Genomic DNA, 19,557 nt, shown 5'->3' with positions numbered 1-19,557 from the left:
CATTGATTTAGGGTCGAAGAAGTTAAGCATTAATAAGGCTTATGATAATAAGAAACGGGACGGGCGATGACGGCATCGATTTCTTTTCGCACGGAATGATACCCAATCGCAAACTGCTCAAGCGCCGGATTCCACTTTTTGTATTCCTGAAGCGCCGCGACTACTTTATCTCGGTCACTTTCCGGTTTTTCTTTTAAGATTTGAATACCTGAACCTGCTTTTTTCGCTTGACGTAGATTATACGGTTCTACGTATAGACGTAAATCTGCAATACGCTCTTGCTGATATAACTTCCGTGCTGCTGCGCCCATATTCGCATGATCCTTATGATTGTTGCCAAGATCAGTAAAGGTTTTGACTCGCGCTCCATGGTATTGGTCGGTGAAAGCACGAATCAATTCTTCACAATCTTCGACGGTAGATGTTCCGTCTTGCAACTGCTGCACAAAATGAACATGATCGGCGGGAACGCCGAGCGCAAGGCACGAACGCAAAAATTCATCATTTCGGCATCGCACCAGGTCGTCACGACTGAGCGGGGCATAACCTTCGCGTTCAGGGTTCAACGTTTTGCGGTGCATACTACTTTTGGTTTCTCCGTTAAGCTGACGCACCACATTGGAAGAAGAACCATCCGTATACAAAATGATGTGACATTCATCTCCAACATTGAGATGATTTCGAATCGCTGCTCCAAACGTCAGAGCTTCGTCGTCTTGGTGTGGGATAAAAAATAGATTGACTGCCATCCACGTCTACTCCTTACCATAATTATGGATTTTCGGTCTGAAGCTGTTCGGTGATTTCTGTGTGAATACGTGCTTTTTCGCTATCGCTCACCATATAATAATAGATCCCGTCGATCTTTTTGCCGCTACCTTGTACTTCATCTTTATTCACATCTTGAATTTCGGTTCGATAATTGCTAACCAGATCCATCATGTCTTCTTTGGTCAAATTGGTTTTGACATGATCTTGCACCGCACCAAGCAGCGCATTCACTTTTGTCAAATTCGAAATACTTTTTCCTTTTTCGATCAAAGCAGACAAGACCAACTGTTGACGGTCGTTACGTCCGATATCGCCTTTGGGATCATCGTAACGCATACGTGAATACATCAGCGCTTCATGCCCATTCATATGAATTGGACCTTTGACATAATCCGTACCTTCGAAATCGAATTGAAACGGGTTGTTAACGGTAACGCCGCCCAAAATGTCGATAATTTGCTCCAGACCTTCCATATTGACTTTAACGTAGTAATCAACAGGAACATCGAGGAAATTTTCTACCGTATTGACAGACATATCGACGCCGCCAAACGCATAAGCATGATTGATTTTGTCGACTTTTCCTTTACCTACGATTTCGGTACGCGTATCACGCGGAATGTTGAACATCAAGATTGAATGTTTTTGCGGATTGACGGTTAACATCATGATGGCGTCAGAACGTCCAACATCGTTTTCTCGTTCATCCACGCCCAAGATCAATAGATTGAATGGTCGATTTTGACCGAGATCCGCAGGGAGCGTCTGCGCGGCTTGTTCAGCACTGCTAGTCCCTACAGAAGCTGTCACGGCTCCGCCTGCGGTGTTCGGCTCATTGGCACCTACAGCAACATCGGATTTGAGGGGTTCGTAAATCGATTCCATCGTATCCACCACAGGGCGATAGATCGAATACGCATAGCCCCCAATTCCGATCGCAACGACAAGCGCACTAGCCGTTGTGATTTTCACCCAGCGCTTCATTGTGCATTACGGCTATTTGCCGCCACCTTCGCTCCGCTGACTACGCAGTGCTTTTCAATATCGTTCCAACTACTGAACATTTCTTCGAAATCTTCTTCTTGTACAACTTCGCCTTTTTGGACTTCGATGTATTCCATGTTGTGGAAAGCTTTTAAGCAATGATACGTACCCGGTTCGATCGTAATCACGTCACCGGCTTGCACACGCGAGATGCTTCCTGCTTTGACCAAGATGCCTTCGCCGCTAATGATCGTCCATGTATCTGTACGATATAGATGTTTGCGATACCCCAGGTTTTTGCCTGCTTCAAGCCCGATTCGCTTCGTCAGCACTTCAGTACCATCGTCGAATTTGGAATAATCAAGAACTCGGTACCAACCCCAACGGCGTTCTTCATACATCGGACGTTGACCGGCATCCACCATATCTTTAACTCTCGGACTGCTTTCTTTATCCGATACGAGAATTCCGTCCGGGCTAACGGCTACAATGGCATCGCTAAGGCCGATAATGGTCACCGGAATATCCAGTTCGTTAATAAGATGCGTATTGGTCGAATCTTCGCTGATTGCGCCTTTTCCGATACGCTGCAAGCCCATATTTTCAGTCAGCGTATTCCATGTGCCAAGATCTTTCCAATATCCATCATAAGGAATGACTGCGATATGCGATTCTTTTTCAACAACTGCGTAATCGAAGCTGATTTTTTCCAAAGTTGCATAACGAGCCAGCAGATCTTCATACTGCATCGGCAGCCCAGCGCGCAGCAGGTGATCCATCATATAGCTGAGCTTGAATGCAAAGACGCCACAGTTCCATAGCGCGCCTTGTTCAATCAATCGCTCCGCCCGATCTTCGCTCGGTTTCTCAGTGAATCGTCCGACTTTTTGGTAGCCGCTGCCTGTATCGTCAGACTCCGGTACGATATATCCGTATTTGGAAGAAGGATACGTAGGATTTACGCCCATTAATGCCATTTTTGCTCCGGAATTATGCAAGGCGCCTTCCAGATCCGCAATACGGTCGAAGAAACGATCATCGACGTACGGGTCAACCGGCAAAATACATACTGTCTCGTCTAACCCTACGCCTTGCGAATACAGATACGATGCGGCAAGCGCGATAGCCGGGAATGTATCTCTACGTTCGGGCTCTACGATAATCGGTACGCCACCGAGTTGATTTTGTAAAATTTCGACTTGTACTTTGCTTGTCGCAATGACGGTGGAATCGGCTAATCCCGCACTTTTGATTTGTCCCCAAACGCGCTGCACCATCGATTCCATCTCACCATCTCGATTTTCTAACACTTTCAAAAATTGCTTCGATCTAGCGTCATTGGATAACGGCCATAGTCGTTTACCTGAACCTCCGGACAATAATACCAATTTCATGCGTGCCCCTCCATTCTGTCGAGTCGATTGTTGTATGGGTGCTTATTTGATCAAGACTGATTTATACGATTTTGAGATTGTCTTTCTTTTCTGCGGCTACTGCCGGGTCAATCAAGCTTTCCATCAAATACTCACGAAGTTCATCGCCGAGACCGTTACGTTTTAATGCAAAATCGACGTTCGCTTTCAGATAGCCGATTTTGCTACCTACGTCATACAAAGTGCCGTCATAACGGAAGCTGTACATTCTGGACAGTTCTGCGAGTTTTTTGAGTGCATCCGTCAATTGAATTTCGCCGCCTACGCCTGCTGTTTGATGTTCCAAAATATCCATGATTTCCGGTTCCAGAATATAACGACCGATCATCGCCAGATTCGAAGGGGCATCTGTTTTTGGTTTTTCCACCAGATCGGTAATCAGATTCAAGTTGTCTGTCAACTTGTCGCCTTTGATTACGCCGTAGCTGCTAACGTCTTTCCACGGCACCGCTTCGACAGCGATCATGTTCCCGCCGGTACGTGCTTGTTCGTCCATCATTTGCTTGAGGCAAGGAACTTGACTATCGATGATCATATCGCCGAGCAGCACCGCAAAAGGTTCGTTGTTAATAAATTTGCGTGCGCACCAGATGGCATGTCCGAGTCCAAGCGGTTCTTTTTGGCGAACACAATGGATTTCTACCAGATTCGTCACTTCACGCACGATGCTCAGCAGTTCTTCTTTATTTTTTTCTTCCAAATCAGCTTCTAGCTCGATATTTTTATCGAAATGATCTTCGATCGCTCGTTTGCTGCGTCCGGTTACGATGATGATGTCTTCAATACCGGATGAAACGGCTTCTTCGACGATGTATTGGATGGTTGGCTTATCTACAATCGGAAGCATTTCTTTTGGCATAGCCTTCGTCGCCGGTAAAAATCTTGTTCCTAAGCCTGCTGCTGGGATAATCGCTTTTTTCACTCTAGTCATGGTTGATGCCCTCCTCTGGATGTGTGAACTTATTTAACGCTTCACCGTCATTTAGCTAACTTAGTTTTACTTATAAGCCTATTTTTGATGTTTTGAAACAAATCTTTGTTAAAAAGAAAGATAACGGAAAAGTAAATAAGTGCGCCAACTGCGACTTGAATGATAAAATTCGCTTCTTGAGAAAATACAGCAACCGACAATATATTGATCAACAGCACGCCTGCAACCATAATGACTCCATAGATTAGCCCCGGTGCCATGCTTCGCATATATTCGCTTAAGCAAGGGCCAATCATACGTCGCATTGCGTAATGGTATTGAATCACGGTCAAAATCAATTGAATGACGACATAAGCGATACATGTGCCCATGATGCCTCCGTACCACGTTCCGATTGCAAGCCCGGGAACTTGTACGCACATACTCATTAGCGTATAGCGGAAATACATATCGGTGCGTCCTTTTGCCTGAAGCAACGGTTGGATCGGCACAATCAGCGAACGAAGCAGCATTGCAACGGAAAGCACTTGAATAAGGATTACGCTAGGTTCCCATTTTGCTCCGAAAATAAAAGGCACAAGTACAGGCGCGGTGACAAGCAGCCCAAGATAGATCGGTGCGTTCAGATAACTAACCAGGCTGATCGTTTTGATATAGCCGTTACGCAGTCGCTCCACGTTGTCTTGCATTTTGGCATATAGCGGCAGACTCACCGTATTGATCAGCGGTGTCAGCTTCAGTACAGGCATTGTGCAGAGCTGGAAGGCGAACGAATAATAGCCAAGTACTTGAGCGCTATAGATACGACCAATCAGAATATAGTCGATATTGGACATCAACGACTGAATGACATTCGAAGACATCTGATACACGCCAAAGCTCAAGTAGCCTTTCAGATCTTCTTTCGCAAAATGAAGCGCAGGCGTCCATTTTTTCCAACCTTGGATCATTAACATGAACGACTTAACAAAAGCATTACCGAGATTGGACAAAACAAGCGCATAGACGCCCAGCCCTGCAATCGCTCCACCCACCGCCAAAATCAAACCAACCGTATACGAAACGATTTGAATTTTGGCAATATTATCGAACTTGAGTTCTTTGCGGAACAAAACTTCGAATTGTTGGCCGAAAGCAGGTAACAAACAAAGCAGCGCCATCCAACGAATCGGATTGACCAATTGCGACTCGTTATAAAACCAAGCGACAAGCGGTGCCGAAAAGAAGATAATGACTGCGATTAATGCTCCAGTAGCCAAATTAAGTATGTAGAGACTGGATAGATGGTTTTTGGTTACGTCTTGACGATGAATAATGGCGTTGGAAATGCCTGCATCGGTAAGATTGACCGCAGCGGCTACGACGACCATCGTCATACTCATCAGACCGTAATCGATCGGACTCAAAATGCGGGATAGTGCAACCAGTTGCAACAACTGAATCACAATCGTGACAATGGTCGCGATACTCGACCATTTCGCCGCTTTGATCCCTTTCTTTTTTAATGAAGACATGTCGCCACTCCTTATCATTGCATTTCTTTATCTATTTGGGATCTATAGACGATCGACGAAACTGAGTAGCGTATTCACTTTAGTTTCCCAAGCATGACTTTTTGCCATATCTCGAATCCCAATCCGATCTGCACGAATTTCCAGAGCATCTTCGACTTTTTGCGGCAGCTCCGCGCTATCTTTATAAAAGTGAAGAAAACGTTCTTGTCTACGAAGCAGTTCAGGCGTCTCGGTCACGACAACAGGCAATCCTGCCGCTGCGTATTCGTACAGCTTCATCGGGCTTCGCCCTGCATTCGCGGCATGATTGCTAAGCGGAAGTAACGCAATATCGCAATGCTGCAAATATGCAGGCACGGTTGGATACTTTTTCGCGCCGAGAAAATGAAGGTTTTGGAATGCTGCGAAATCTTTTTTCGTTTCTTCGCTGATTGGACCGATAATAACAAGTTGGATATTCGGTTTTTGCTCGGCAAGCAGTTTTAATCCTTTGAGATCCAGCCGCTCGTCCAGTGCGCCTACATAGACTGCACGCGGAGAAGGAATATTTTTCAGATCCTCCGGTTCTACCGTTGGTTTGGAAAAATGATCGTATTCAACTCCGTTCTCAAGTAGCAGCGTAGGTACTGCCGGATTATAAGGCTGTAGTTCCGACAACACAGGCCCGGAAGTCGAGACCAATCCGTCTACGACCGACATCAACGTTTGTTCGGCACTCGCGATCGAAGCATCGCCGGTCATCTTACTGTAGATATCTGTAGGGCGGTAAATCGTTACTTTGGGCGAAACGAGCTTTTCCAGACCCACAAAACGCGGCTGGTCGATAAGCAGCAAATCGACCGAGTCCATATGATGCTCGCGCATCACCTTTTTAATAGAAGGTAACATCCAGTTTTTTTGTGTTTTTTTGAAAATAGGCCCTGCAAGTTCCCAAGGCAAGATCGACATCGGCACCGAATTAACGACTGCTGAAGTATCGACTTTTTCTCCTTTTAAAATTCGAAACCGAGCTTGAATATCCCGATCTTTCCATTTCAAAAGGTGAAAGACGCTAAGGGGCGTACTGACATGAATAACGTTGTGCCCCAGCTTTTGCATTTCCCGGGACAGATGATGAGAGCCGACAACGAACGGGCTTCCCATATACGTATGGCTCGCAAACATGATATTCATACCGTCTCTTCTCCTTTTCTCTATTAAGCTTGAGCGTTGCGACTTTCGCTATGCGTGACAGTAGCAGCATGACGTCCGATCGTATGGGCTTTAAGTTCAGCTAAGGTCTCGTATGCGCATTTTTCCCACGAGAAACGAGCCGCTTGCGCCAAACCTTTTTGCTTCATTACGCGTTGCAATTCCGGATCTTGCATCACTGTGTTAATCTTCTCCGCAATATCTTCCGGTCGATTGGGATCGCAATACAGAACGGCATCTCCGCATACTTCCGGTAAAGATGCCGTATCCGACACGACAACCGGGCATCCGCATGCCATCGCTTCAAGCGGCGGGAATCCGAAGCCTTCATAGAAGGATGGGAACACGAAGCAAGCTGCTCGATCATACAAGGTTCGTAATTCTTCGTCTTCCACATAGCCCATATGCCGGACATGATTCCCCAGTTCAGCGTCTTCCGATTTGAATATTTTAGGATTGGTTCCTCCAGCGATCACGAAGTCGAACCCTTGATCTCCGATCAGCTCGGCTGCACGAACGATGGAACGAAAATTTTTATTCGGACTACGACTGCTTACAGCAAGGACGAACGGTCGCTCTAGGCCTTGCTGAGCTGGGTAATCGGGTGCACTGCCGCTTTGAAGCACATGCTCTTTGCCGTGATACACCACGCGAATTTTGTTTTCATTAATCCCACAATGAAGCATCAACTCTTTTTTCGAATTTTCCGAACAAGTCAGAATAAGCGGTGACACTTTTCCGAGGGTACGGAACATCAACTTGTACCAAAGTTTGAATACCGTCGAATACGTATCGGGCACCGAATATACAGCTGCATCATGCAAAGTTACGGCTTGTTTGCGTTTGAGGAGTGGCGCCGTATTGCATAGATTCAGCAAAAAACCGTTTTTCGCCAACATCGGCAATTCAATCTGCTCCCATAACTGTCCACTTAATTTGCCGACTTGACGGACTTCTATATTCGTTGTTCCTAGTTCATGAATCTCACCTTTCGGTGCTAGCACAATAAACTCATAACCGCGAACCGCTAGATCATCTTGCCCAATTAACTGGTCAATCGTTCGTAGCAACTCGTACGCATAACGTTGAACGCCTGTTACAGAAGCTTTAAGAAACCGCCCGTTCACGTAGATCTTTGTGTTAGTCATTGACTCCTACTCCTTTCATCCGCCAACTGGTCAGCTTTTTACGGTTATAGTGCAAAATTAATGTAAAGGCGACGATAATGATCCAACATGGGAAAAATCGTCCGCTACCGAAATAGAAGTAACGTGGAATCTCAAGTACGCCGACTAACCAAATCGGGTAGATCATCATACCGAACGTGTGACCTTTTTTGAAGTGATTATATAGAAGCCCTGTAAGCAACCCTACGATTACCCAGAAGATCAAAGCGCCTGTAAATCCATAATCGCTATATGGTTGCAATAGACCCGACGGATTGTTGAACTCTGGATTCCCCATTGTCGCTAACGTGTTGTTAATGACCGCTTGAGGTTCAAATCCGTAGATCGATTCATAAGCGGTATCAGGCACACCGGGGAACTTCCATATAAATTCGGCGGTCGAACTTGGGAAAGGCAACCAGTGGAAGCCCAAATGTTGAAAATACAAAGTTCCGGTGTTGATTGCAGTGACGTAATAGCCGAAAAACCGAGTGACGATAAATTCCCAAAAAGACGGATAATAGTTCACGTAGTAGCTTAGCCATGACCGGAAATATTCACTGACTCCGAAAAATCCGACCAAAGCAATAACGCCAATGATTGGATAGATCCCAACAAACCGTGTTCGTTTACCCATTTTCGCCCGCATTGAGAAATACACGACTGCTGCGGGAACGATAAATTCCATAATTGCCAGACGTTCCAAAAAGAATATGGCTCTGAGCATCGTCAAGACGAACACGATTGCGAGCATCGCTATGTAAATCTTCTTTTTGTTGTAAAACAGGTAGTAACTGGTCAAAATAACGAACGGAACGCTGAAATTCGTGAATGAAGTTACGCCCGCTACATTATCAAAGCTTTCTTTGATGCCGTAGATCGCTCCGGGTTCTCCGCTCAGTACATTGACGAACAATCCCAGACTAAAACCGTTACGGAGCATAATCAGAAACCACATCGCATAACCGAACATAGTAAAAGCGAATAAAACGCCAATCCAAATCTTGATAAACGAATCTTTTCTCTCCATCACTTCGCCGAATGCTTGAGAAGGCTTCGTTCCTCTTCCTGCCAGAAGAGCGATAATCCCTCCAAAGATAAAGCAGCAGACCGGAAGAATCGAATAGATGATATTGGATTCATCGATGAACTTGTTTACGCGATAAAAAGATTCGTAACTACCTGCCGGTATGTAGTACGCTCCGATTAAGATCGCTGTCATTAACAAAGCGAATATTACAATCGGATTTAACCACCATATTCGTTGTACCTTTTTTTCGATAAGATTTTTAGTGACCTGATCTGTCATCTTCGATCCTCCTTTCTGCTATGGGGAACGCCTCGGATCAATCCGAGGCGACCGTATTACGAAACGGCGACAAACTTTCCAGTTCAGGACGTCCGATCGAATAATATTGGAACGTGGTATCTGCCAATTGCTCTCGGGAATATACATTTCGTCCGTCGATCAAAATCGGTTGTCTCATTGCTCCATTTAATTCGTTCAAATCTACTTCTTTGAACTCAGACCAATCTGTCAGCAAACATAACGCATCGCTGCCTTCAGCAGTCTCCATCGCCGATTCGCACCACTGTACCTCACGGTCATCGCGGAAAAAGCGGCGGAAGTTTTCGGTTGCGATCGGGTCGTAAGCTTTTACCGTTGCTCCTTCTTGCAGCAGCGTTTTGATGATATCGAGTGCTGGAGCTTCACGTACATCATCTGTATTTGGCTTGAATGCCAATCCCCAAATGCCGATCGTTTTGCCTTGTAGATTACCGAGTGAATGGTTAAGCTTGGCTACGATATTAAAGCGTTGATCGTTATTCACTTCTACAACGGATTTGAGCAACTTGAATTCGTAATCGACATTACCGGCAATTTGGATCAGAGCATGTGTATCTTTCGGGAAGCATGATCCGCCATACCCGATACCGGCTTGCAAGAACGAAGAACCGATTCGTTTGTCATAGCCCATCCCTTGTGCCACATGCGTAACGTCTGCGCCGACTTTTTCGCAAATATTCGCGATCTCGTTGATAAAAGAGATCTTGGTCGCGAGAAAAGCATTCGACGCGTATTTGATCATTTCTGCGCTGCGCACTTCCGTGACCATAATTTCTTGAGTCAGCGGCGTATGCAGCTCTGTCAATGTTGCAGCTGCACGTTCGCTGTCTGTACCGATAATGATTCGATCCGGATGAAGTGTATCTTTTACTGCCGAGCCTTCACGTAAAAACTCTGGAATCGATACAACGTCAAAAGGATGTGGGCTTAACTGGCTGATGATTTTTTTGATTTTATCGTTTGTTCCGACCGGCACCGTACTCTTCGTCACGATAATCTTGTATCCGTTCATCGCCAGTGCAATATCTTGAGCCACTTGCTCGACATATTCCAGATTCGCTTCACCGCTCGGGAGCGAAGGTGTTCCGACACAGATGAACACGACGTCTGCTTCGTTGACCGAATTCATCAAGTCTGAAGTGAACTTCAAATTTCCTAGAGCACTGTTTTTCTCCATCAACTCTTGCAAGCCCGGTTCATAGATCGGAACTTCGCCGCCTTTTAGCCGTTCGACTTTTTCCAAGTCTTTATCTACACAAGTGACTTGATTGCCAATCTCCGAAAAACAAACACCCGATACCAAACCGACATACCCTGTTCCGATAAATGTGAGTTTCATCATGAAGTCTCCTTTGTTTTGAGAATCGGTTTATAGCACCCGTGAAATCATTCGTTCTGCACCAAATCTACGTTGTTCTTCGTTTTGTTTATTATGAATATGCGTTTGCAAATTTTGCTTAAACACTTCTGGTGAAAAGCGCATTGCATTTTTTCGACAATTTGCCGGTAAAATTTTCGCTTTTTCGACTTCGAAACGTTGTACGGCTTCTATCAACGCATCTGTAGTTTGTGTATGGTAAAAGACTCCCGTAGGCGCCACTTCTTCCAGCCCTTTGACCGTCTCTAAAGCGCCACCTTTGCCATACGCGATAACGGGAGTTCCGCAAGCTTGTGCTTCGACTGGCGTAATTCCGAAATCTTCTTCGGCTGCAAAAACGAACGCTTGTGCACGCTGCATATGATCGACCAATACATGATCCGGCTGATAACCAAGGATTTGAATATTCGGCGACTCATATTTGCGTACTTTCTCCATATCTGGACCATCTCCGATAATGACCAACTTCTTATCTGGCATTTGGGCAAAAGCCGCTGCGATCATATCCATTTTTTTGTAAGGAACCATTCGCGATGCCGTCAGATAAAAATCTTCTTTTTGCTCTTGCGCGGTAAAAGCAGATACGTTCACCGGAGGATAGATAACCGAAGCTTCGCGGCGGTACACTTTCCAAATCCGATTTGCAATAAACTGAGAATTTGCGACAAAATGATCGACACCATTCGACGTTCGGTAATCCCACATCCGAATTCGGCTTAGGATCAATTTAGCCATCGCACCTTTGAGCCCTTTTTCCAAACCCGACTCTTTCAAGTATTGCGGCTGCATATCCCACGCATATCGAATCGGCGAATGAACGTAAGAAATATGCAATTGATCTGGCCCGGTAATTACGCCTTTTGCTACTGCATGAGAACTGGATAAAATCAGATCGTACGATGACAAATCGAACTGTTCGATTGCAAGCGGCATAAACGGGAGATATTGACGGTATTGCTTTTTAGCGAGCGGTAATTTCTGAATAAAAGAGGTATGTACTTTTTTCCCTCGCAGAAACCCTCTGTCTTTTTCCGGCATAAAATCGACCAAACTATACAGTTCCGCTTCCGGGAAAAGTTCAATCATTTGCTCTAGCACTTTTTCAGATCCCGCATAGCTCGTTAACCAATCATGAATAATCGCGACTTTCATCCGAACACATCCTTTCGTTTTAGATATAGAATCTTAATACGCGCCTTTTTTGAGAAGCACGCTGATGACTGTTGCAAACAAGATCCGAATATCTAGCCAGATTGTCCGATGATAGACGTAAAATAGTTCCAGATCTACACGTTCAGGATAACCAACATCGCTACGCCCACTCACTTGCCAATATCCCGTAACGCCGGGTTTCACAGAAAGCAGATCGTCTTTACGATCTTTATATTCCTTAAGTTCTTGAGCTACAATCGGTCTTGGACCGACCAAACTCATTTCGCCTTTGAAGACATTGAACAATTGCGGCAATTCATCGAGGCTTGTTTTCCGAAGAAAACGACCGATTGAAGTAATACGCGGATCTTCATCTTGTTCCAACTTGTAGTTATTTGCGACGTACTTTTCATATAAAACAGGGTCTTCTTTGAGTCTCTGCTCGGCATTCGTCGCCATCGAGCGGAACTTGTAGATATTGAACATTTTCGAGTTTTTACCGAATCGTTGTTGTTTGAAAAAAACAGGGCCTTTCGAATCTTCGATCTTAATCAAAATCGCCAATACGATAAACAAAGGCGATAACAAGACCAATCCGATAAGAGACGCCACCATATCCATACTCCGTTTTGTCATATGAAATGCGACTCCCCGATCCCATGTAAGGTTTTCAAACGCCGACTTGTTATATTCTGTAGCTTCTGCTTCATTGTTTACGACACTCATGGGTTCCCCTCCGTTCATCTTTGTTGTCTGTGGGCATCAATGTTGTCGAAACTTCTTTATGCTTTATTTAATACAACGCCCAAAATATGTGCATTTACATGTTCCATGCTGCGCTTTACGCGCTTCAATTGATCTTTGGTTACTTTTCCTTGATGAGCCACCAATACCACACCGTCCGACATTGTTCCAAGAATTTGAGCATCCGATACATCCAAAGCAGCAGGTGAATCGATCAAAATCACGTCATAGTATACGGACATCTGATTTAACAATTGCTGCATTTGATCAGAACCTAAGATTTCAGAAGGATTCGGCGGAACCGTTCCCGCTGTCAAAACGAACAAATTGCTAATAGCAGTCGTAGATACGGCTTCTTCCCATTGACTTTGTCCACTTAAAATATCGGTTAGCCCTTTTTTGTTCGAACGAGGAAAAACTTCTTGCAACGAAGGGCTTCGCAAATCTCCATCAATCAACAATACTTTTTTGTTTTCTTGTGCATACGATACGGCGAGGTTAGTCGCCGTCGTTGTTTTGCCTTCTTGACCACTGGCAGAAGTGACAAGTAAAACTTTTGAAGAACGTCCCATTGTTGAAAAGCGAATATTGGTACGAAGTGTTCGATAAGATTCGGAAGCATCAGCAGTCGCGTTTTTGTTCGCGACCAAGTAAGTTCCACTGCTCATTGCTCTGGTCATGAGTATCTTCACCTTTCTATGATCAAATAGGTTGGGCTTCAATGATTGGCGCCAATATAGAATCTTGTGAATCTGATGTGGATGGATCGCCATTCCATTGCTTTGCGATCACCATCTTGTAGAGCTCTTCGATTTTTCGAGTCTGCTCGTATAAATCAAATTGGCTTCTTACCCGGTCTTGACCGTAATCGCTAAACGATTTCCATACTTGCTTTTTGTTCAATAGTTCATCGATATAAAAAGATAATTTGGCATGGTCGCGTTCAGGTGCTAAATATCCGCTTTTGCCATGCTCGACAGCTTCGGGAATTCCACCTGTAGCAAAACTTACGACCGGAAGCCCCATCGCGGCTGCCTCCAAGAACACCATGCCTAATCCTTCTTCGGCTCCATTCTCAGCTCGGATACTTGGAACGCTAAACACTTTGGCTTGGTTCATCCATTCCTTCACAACATGAGGAGGTTGAGTACCCAAAAATCGAAACTTTTTCAATTTTTGCGCTGCCATCTGCTCCAATTCGCCACGCAGCGGTCCATCGCCGATAATGACCAGTTCCGCATGAGGATTTTTTTGTTGGACTTTCGACATTGCTTCGATCAGATACGCACAGCCTTTAACTTCAACCAGACGTCCTACAAACAAAACCGTCTGCTGCCGAATGACTTTAGGGCTTGGCGCAAAATCTTCGATATTGATTCCGATATAATGCCGAATAACTTTTTCCGGCGGGTAACCCTGACTGAGCAATTTGCTTCGAATAAAATCAGATACTGCGATAAAAAGATCGCCCTTCTTTTGAAGCTTGGCACGCTTTTTCAAATAATTTCGGTGCGTATAATAAGATTTTCTAGCATATTCGTCTTTCGTCGTTGCATCGTAACCGTGGAAGGTAACGACTAACGGAATATTGAGCTTTTCCGCAATAGGTAGCGCCAAACATCCTTCTGGACCGAAGTGTGCATGAATCAACCTGGGTTTGATGTCTTGGAGTTTGCGAGTTAGTCTTCGCCCAGGTCCTCTAAGTTTAAATTCTAGCTCCTTTTTTCGACCTGATACTCCCCCGGTGTTGATAATAATCTGCTTATCGGCTTCGATCTGTAACCCAGGTACAAGACGAGAACCCATAAAGTACGAATGGAAAGACTCAAAATGTTCAGCCTGACTTTTGATAAACGTCTCGGACGGCGGCAAGATTTGATCACGATAGATGAGAATGGGAAGTTCCGGTTGAATAGGTTTCATAGTGGGCCTCGTTTATCGCTGCTCGTTAGCAGGTCGGAGTACAGCCGTTTCTTCCGCGGAATCCGGACCATGCACCTGTCGATTTTTTAAATCGCTTTTTGCAACACGTTCGACTTTGGCAAGTACCGGCAATCCAATAGCGTGTTCGACGTCAAATTCTGTTTTCACCGAGTCGTCCAAGTATTCCATCAAGAACAGAATGCCTAAACCAATGACTAATCCGACAACCAGACTTAAAATAATTACCATCTGTCTATGATCGTTGACCGGAGTTGGAGACAAATTAGGATCTGCTGCATTCAATACACTGACATTGTTGACTTGCATGATTTCTGGAATTTGACTGATGAATACATTACCTGTCGAATTCGCAATCGTTGCTGCCTTTTCATAGGACGAATCTTGAACTGATACATTGATGACTTGCGTGTTTTGGGTGGAATCGATCATCAGCTTGTCGCTGATCTGCGACGAAGTTAGATTCAACTCAGGATGTCTTTCGACAACAAGTTTTGTGATCGAATCTGAAGTAATGATTTTTTTGTACGTGTTAATGAGCTTCAGATTGGCTTCAATCGAGTTTGAATCGACTTGTGCTTGTCCTGTACTGCTGATCGAAGGTTCATTGACGATCAAATCGACCGATGCTTTGTAAAGAGGTTGATATCTGGAATTAAATGCAATCGCAGCTACCACGCATACCAGCACCGTTAATGCCAATACCCACCATCTTTTTTTGATAACACCCAAGTATTCTTTTAACTCCATGCACGATCCCTCCGCGTTCAATAAAATGGTTGATTGTTCTTTTGAAAAATCTTATTCATTTTTGTAAATAATTTGGAAATTCCTCACACTTTCAAAACTGAAAACAAAAATTTGACCCTATGGCTTAAGATCAGCCTGATTCGGGTTTACGACAAAAAATGTCCAATATACATTTTCGTATTTAGTTTGATTATGTAGATCACTCAAACTTTGTGTCACCCCTTTCCGTGATATGGTCGTGTCGAATCGAAAGATGTCGACGGGTTAGGATGCCAAAAGTCCTTTTTCTTTTTTTTGCTATCAATACGATCATTTCACCTACCCTTCTGTTGTCCCGGTTTGTAAATGGATCTTGTTAATCGAGATTGTAACAGCATGATTTAGAGGTCATGATTCGTAAAGATTGATTTGACTGGACTTGCTTTTGCAATGTGTAGTTTATAAACGCCCTATTTTTCATTGAATCAATTTCAAATTTTATATACTACTTTTGGTTCCAAATACCTAAGCATACCTTACATATACTCACACCATTTTTCCTATTTTAAGAGAACTAGCAAGCAAAAGGCACAAAAAGAAGCCTGATAGCAAGCTATCGGCTTCTTTTTGAAGGTTAGAACCCTACATTCCCCTCAGAATGTATCGTTCCTCGTTTAAAATTCGTTGCAAGACCTTTCGTATTTTCCAGTTTATTTGCATCAAAATAAATATTCCCAATATCTCCTTCTCCCCATACACCAATGCCTCCATGTACAGAGTTCGCGATCGTATTGCCATTAAATTTGACCTCGTCGATATTTCCTTGCGAAGCATATACCAACACATTCGGATGCTGTGATCCCATTCTCGTGCCGGTATGCTCAATCGTGTTGTTGTTGATCACTACGTTTTTGACATTTCTCGTATTCCATTCTTTTTCGACAGAAATATAAATCCCTGCCATTTCGGTATCTTGGATTTGATTGTTTTCGATCGTTACATTTTCTCCGCCAACGACCGAGATTCCGCGTGCTTTTGAACCGTACCCGACATCGTTATTTTGAATATCGATATTTTGAGTTACATTCGTATTTTCTTCGTAGCTCACTACAGCAATCGTATCATCGCCGGCTTCACTTACTTTATTATTTTCTACAATCACGTCATGACTCCCGTTCGTGATATGTATACCGTCTGCTCCTGTCTGCTGAAGTGTATTTCCTACGATTTTACCGTTAGAAGATTCATCGCCTACAAATATTCCCGCTGTACTGGATTTATCGATCATCAGCCCTTCAATCGTAAAGTTTGTTGCTCCTCGCAGCGTAATACTATTTTTGTCATTGGCTCCATTTCCTCGTTCTACCGTCTTTTCATAGACATGGCTAAAGCCGCTTAATACCGCTCCATCTCCTTCCACATCAATCGAACCGTTCTCCGGATCTGTAGAAGTAAGAATGGCTTGATTAGCCCCATCGCCTAAAAGCTTCACTCCGTTTACTTTCAAAATTCCACCCAAGCGATAATTACCGGGAGGAATATACACCGATTGTTTGTTTTGTGCGGCTTGATCGAGTGTACGTTGAATAGCTTCCAAATCATCCGTATCATCGTCCGGCGTTGCTCCTTCATCTACAATCGAAAGAGCATCTTTAGGCACATCTGCTGTCGGTCCATTCTGAGAAGGATTGGAATCATTAGACGACTGGTCTGTATTCATTGCGATATATCCTCTCCAAATGCCAAACGCCGCTGCTAACACAACCAGGATGGCAATAATCCAAGCTATGTTTCGAGTTGATTTTTTTGTCATAATTCCTCCTTCAACACATTCTTTGTCTCTCCATCAACCATGTTTCTTTTTTCTGATTTTTCTCCAAACCGCAATCCGGAAAACCTTTCCTTTTGTGTTTCAAAAAGGTCAAAAGCGGTTACGTAGGATTAGTGTTATTTAAACCCCCTCTTTCTTTTCTAAGCATCATTTTCATAACTCTTTTCAAAAACCAACAAAAAAAGCGAATCCGGCAATCGCCGAAATCCGCTTTTCTTTTCTAAAAACTCCTTCTTTTATACGCAAAAATCCTACCTTCTAAAACCCTACATTTTGATTTAACTTAATATTTCCGTTCACAAATGTTGTAGATTTGCCTACACGATTGATCAACGTATTTTTGTTAAACGTAATATTTTTAATTGTACCATTTCCCCAAACTCCGATCCCTCGATGTGCTCCATTTTTGATTGTATTTCCTGTAAATACGACGTTATCAATCGTACCTTGAGAAGCATATACAAGTACATTTGGATGATTTTGTGGTTTCGCAGTACCCGTGTGATTAATCAAATTATTCGTTACATTCACTCGATTCACATTTCTTGTATTGTAAGAAGCTTCCACAGCTACATATACGCCTGCCATTGAGGTATCCTGAATCGAATTATTGGAAATATTCACATCGTTTCCGCCTACTACAGCAATTCCGCGTGCTTTGGAGCCATAACCGACATGATTTTTTCGAATCGTGATCTGATTAACAGGATTTACATCACTATCGGTATAACTCACTACAGCGATCGTATCGTCTCCAGCTTTGCGCACAATATTGTTTTCAACCGTAATATTTTGACTGGCACCTGTCATATGAATACCATCTGCGCCTGTTGAATCTACGGTGTTTCCGCGAATGATGCCATTAGATGCTCCGTAAGTCACCATAATTCCTGCTGTGCTGGATTTGCTTACATAGACATTTTGAATTTTAAAGTTTTTTGCGCCTCTGACCGTGATATTATTTTTCTCATTCGATCCATCTCCACGTGGTACAGTCGTTTGATACGCATGCTTCAGATTGCTCAACTGTACGCCATTTCCTTTAAGATCTATCGAACCGCGTTTTGGATTTGTTGAGGTTAATGTTGTCAAAAATTTGCCTGCACCTTGAACCTTTACTCCATCAATCGTCAAAATATTGCTTAGTCTATAATTGCCTGCAGGTACGTGCACATACTTTCCTGATGCCTTCGCAGCATCGATCGCAGCGACAAAAGCAGCATAATCGTCTTTGGAATCATTCGGCTTTGCTCCATAATCGAGTACGGATACGTAAGGCAACGATTTGCTTTTTGCTGTAATTCCAGTTTTAGATTTGACCGCTGCGCCAGTTGTCGAGTTTGTTGTTGCAGCAGTTCCTTGATATACCACTTTAGGTTCCCATAACACATGATCGTGATTCATATTACCGGCTTTATTCACAATGAAAGAAATTTCAGTGCCTACTTTGACCGGGATCTTGGTTACTTTTTGAGGTGTAACCGCTGTTGTATTTTTGATTGTCGCGCTCCATAACTTTACACCGTCTTTTTTGATACTGGCAATGACTCCATCTCCAGCGGCGCTTTCTTTTTTGACACTGCCCGAGATCGAAATGGTTCCTTTGCCTGGAGAAACCCATTTGCGTACCGCATCAAAATTCTGATCAGGATGAAGAGCGGTTGCACTGATCCACGGATAACCGCCAGGTGCTGCCCAGCGCTTCGTTTTTTGATCATACGCCAAATCCAAATACGCGGTACCCGACAGCTTTTCGTAGTACCACTGCCCTGCTCCTTGTATATTTTTCTGAAAAGCTTCCGAAGCCGAATAAGTGTGCTTTACTTCCGCGGCTTCGGTAGCTGCCCAGCCTCCAATACTTCCTGTAATTCCTAAAGATAAAACAACCAATCCGGATAAAAATTTATGTTTTTTCAAGATGTACCTCCTAATTCGATTGCTTTGCGCAAAACGATTTCTTTTTCGATTAACATTCCAACCAACACTTTTTTAAAAAAAATTTAAAAAAAGCCCTACTTTGTGTTTTATCGGCGTATAATAGGGTAATAATTATATTCAACTTCTATCTTACTACATTTTTAATCAAAAGGTTACGATTTTGACATAATTAATGTGTGGGGAGGGCTTTTTTTTCAATCTGCGCTTCGTTGTCCTTTTCCCCTTTCATTTAAAGTAAAGATTTAGAGGTATGGGGAAAAGGGCAAAGGCACTTCGATTGAATAAAAAGCCTTCTGGCTTCGGAGTGAAGATCGCTCAAGCCTTTCGGCGCTTGAGCGAGTAGAACGGAGCAAAGACTTGGCGGCTTAAACTCGCCGCCATTGGGAAAGAGGCAGCGGCGTTGCCGGCTGCAAGGTCGTTCAAGATCACAAAATCAAAGGAAAAGATAGCTTTAAGACGCTTAATCTTTATGGCAACGTTTCTGTTCGAGTGAACTTTCACTCTTA

17 protein-coding genes are annotated in these 19,557 nt (G+C 43.8%); all 17 read right to left on the bottom strand.

Features of this window, described 5'->3' with window-relative positions; translation table 11 throughout:
- Positions 1-29 precede the first annotated feature (29 nt).
- Positions 30-749, bottom strand: coding sequence for a PIG-L family deacetylase (locus NOM90_RS00085; RefSeq protein WP_255939064.1), 720 nt, complete (start codon positions 747-749; stop codon positions 30-32).
- Between the two features lie 22 nt (positions 750-771).
- Complete coding sequence (locus NOM90_RS00080) at positions 772-1,743, bottom strand: LCP family glycopolymer transferase (protein ID WP_370866542.1); 972 nt, start codon at positions 1,741-1,743, stop codon at positions 772-774.
- An 8-nt stretch (positions 1,744-1,751) separates the two neighbouring features.
- Positions 1,752-3,149, bottom strand: a complete 1,398-nt coding sequence (locus NOM90_RS00075; RefSeq protein WP_255939060.1) for a sugar phosphate nucleotidyltransferase — start codon at positions 3,147-3,149, stop codon at positions 1,752-1,754.
- Between the two features lie 61 nt (positions 3,150-3,210).
- Positions 3,211-4,119: a UTP--glucose-1-phosphate uridylyltransferase GalU gene (gene galU, locus NOM90_RS00070; RefSeq protein ID WP_255939058.1), complete on the bottom strand. Its 909-nt coding sequence runs from the start codon at positions 4,117-4,119 to the stop codon at positions 3,211-3,213.
- Between the two features lie 47 nt (positions 4,120-4,166).
- Positions 4,167-5,633 (bottom strand): MOP flippase family protein, encoded by a 1,467-nt coding sequence (locus NOM90_RS00065; protein WP_255939056.1) that lies wholly within the window; start codon positions 5,631-5,633, stop codon positions 4,167-4,169.
- A 42-nt stretch (positions 5,634-5,675) separates the two neighbouring features.
- Positions 5,676-6,806 (bottom strand): glycosyltransferase, encoded by a 1,131-nt coding sequence (locus NOM90_RS00060; RefSeq protein WP_255939055.1) that lies wholly within the window; start codon positions 6,804-6,806, stop codon positions 5,676-5,678.
- A gap of 23 nt (positions 6,807-6,829) precedes the next feature.
- On the bottom strand, positions 6,830-7,972 hold the full coding sequence (locus tag NOM90_RS00055; protein WP_255939054.1) for a glycosyltransferase family 4 protein: 1,143 nt from the start codon (positions 7,970-7,972) through the stop codon (positions 6,830-6,832).
- On the bottom strand, positions 7,965-9,299 hold the full coding sequence (locus NOM90_RS00050; protein ID WP_255939053.1) for an O-antigen polymerase: 1,335 nt from the start codon (positions 9,297-9,299) through the stop codon (positions 7,965-7,967). The genes NOM90_RS00055 and NOM90_RS00050 overlap by 8 nt, the downstream gene beginning before the upstream one ends.
- Positions 9,300-9,336: 37 nt before the next feature.
- Positions 9,337-10,677 carry a UDP-glucose dehydrogenase family protein gene (locus NOM90_RS00045; RefSeq protein WP_255940488.1) on the bottom strand — a complete coding sequence of 447 codons (1,341 nt, stop codon included), beginning with the start codon at positions 10,675-10,677 and terminating at the stop codon, positions 9,337-9,339.
- A 30-nt stretch (positions 10,678-10,707) separates the two neighbouring features.
- Entirely contained in the window at positions 10,708-11,868 is a 1,161-nt protein-coding gene (locus NOM90_RS00040; protein WP_255939052.1) for a glycosyltransferase family 4 protein, read from the bottom strand.
- Positions 11,869-11,901: 33 nt separating this feature from the next.
- A complete protein-coding gene (locus NOM90_RS00035) occupies positions 11,902-12,594 on the bottom strand; it encodes a sugar transferase (protein ID WP_370866541.1) in 693 nt (230 codons plus the stop codon).
- Between the two features lie 56 nt (positions 12,595-12,650).
- A complete protein-coding gene (locus NOM90_RS00030; protein ID WP_255939051.1) occupies positions 12,651-13,292 on the bottom strand; it encodes a CpsD/CapB family tyrosine-protein kinase in 642 nt (213 codons plus the stop codon).
- A 22-nt stretch (positions 13,293-13,314) separates the two neighbouring features.
- Positions 13,315-14,535 (bottom strand): glycosyltransferase, encoded by a 1,221-nt coding sequence (locus NOM90_RS00025; RefSeq protein WP_255939050.1) that lies wholly within the window; start codon positions 14,533-14,535, stop codon positions 13,315-13,317.
- A 12-nt stretch (positions 14,536-14,547) separates the two neighbouring features.
- The gene (locus NOM90_RS00020; protein ID WP_255939049.1) at positions 14,548-15,303 is read right to left on the bottom strand and encodes a YveK family protein; all 756 of its coding nucleotides are present in this window, start codon (positions 15,301-15,303) and stop codon (positions 14,548-14,550) included.
- Positions 15,304-15,916: 613 nt separating this feature from the next.
- Entirely contained in the window at positions 15,917-17,095 is a 1,179-nt protein-coding gene (locus tag NOM90_RS00015; protein WP_255939048.1) for a right-handed parallel beta-helix repeat-containing protein, read from the bottom strand.
- Between the two features lie 276 nt (positions 17,096-17,371).
- Positions 17,372-19,030, bottom strand: a complete 1,659-nt coding sequence (locus NOM90_RS00010) for a right-handed parallel beta-helix repeat-containing protein (protein WP_255939047.1) — start codon at positions 19,028-19,030, stop codon at positions 17,372-17,374.
- A gap of 336 nt (positions 19,031-19,366) precedes the next feature.
- A partial coding sequence (locus NOM90_RS00005; RefSeq protein ID WP_255939046.1) for a hypothetical protein occupies positions 19,367-19,557 on the bottom strand: 191 nt, incomplete at its 5' end.

Origin of the sequence: Saccharibacillus sp. JS10 (assembly GCF_024436065.1) — a bacterium.
In the GTDB taxonomy this organism is placed as follows: domain Bacteria; phylum Bacillota; class Bacilli; order Paenibacillales; family Paenibacillaceae; genus Saccharibacillus.
This window is presented reverse-complemented; position numbering and strand designations above follow the sequence as displayed.

Coding starts and splice junctions, on each gene's coding strand:
- NOM90_RS00035 (WP_370866541.1), bottom strand. CDS start 12,594: ATGAGTGTCGTAAACAATGAAGCAGAAGCTACAGAATATAACAAGTCG.
- NOM90_RS00055 (WP_255939054.1), bottom strand. CDS start 7,972: ATGACTAACACAAAGATCTACGTGAACGGGCGGTTTCTTAAAGCTTCT.
- NOM90_RS00065 (WP_255939056.1), bottom strand. CDS start 5,633: ATGTCTTCATTAAAAAAGAAAGGGATCAAAGCGGCGAAATGGTCGAGT.
- NOM90_RS00015 (WP_255939048.1), bottom strand. CDS start 17,095: ATGACAAAAAAATCAACTCGAAACATAGCTTGGATTATTGCCATCCTG.
- NOM90_RS00085 (WP_255939064.1), bottom strand. CDS start 749: ATGGCAGTCAATCTATTTTTTATCCCACACCAAGACGACGAAGCTCTG.
- galU (WP_255939058.1), bottom strand. CDS start 4,119: ATGACTAGAGTGAAAAAAGCGATTATCCCAGCAGCAGGCTTAGGAACA.
- NOM90_RS00030 (WP_255939051.1), bottom strand. CDS start 13,292: ATGACCAGAGCAATGAGCAGTGGAACTTACTTGGTCGCGAACAAAAAC.
- NOM90_RS00075 (WP_255939060.1), bottom strand. CDS start 3,149: ATGAAATTGGTATTATTGTCCGGAGGTTCAGGTAAACGACTATGGCCG.
- NOM90_RS00025 (WP_255939050.1), bottom strand. CDS start 14,535: ATGAAACCTATTCAACCGGAACTTCCCATTCTCATCTATCGTGATCAA.
- NOM90_RS00060 (WP_255939055.1), bottom strand. CDS start 6,806: ATGAATATCATGTTTGCGAGCCATACGTATATGGGAAGCCCGTTCGTT.
- NOM90_RS00045 (WP_255940488.1), bottom strand. CDS start 10,677: ATGAAACTCACATTTATCGGAACAGGGTATGTCGGTTTGGTATCGGGT.
- NOM90_RS00020 (WP_255939049.1), bottom strand. CDS start 15,303: ATGGAGTTAAAAGAATACTTGGGTGTTATCAAAAAAAGATGGTGGGTA.
- NOM90_RS00040 (WP_255939052.1), bottom strand. CDS start 11,868: ATGAAAGTCGCGATTATTCATGATTGGTTAACGAGCTATGCGGGATCT.
- NOM90_RS00050 (WP_255939053.1), bottom strand. CDS start 9,299: ATGACAGATCAGGTCACTAAAAATCTTATCGAAAAAAAGGTACAACGA.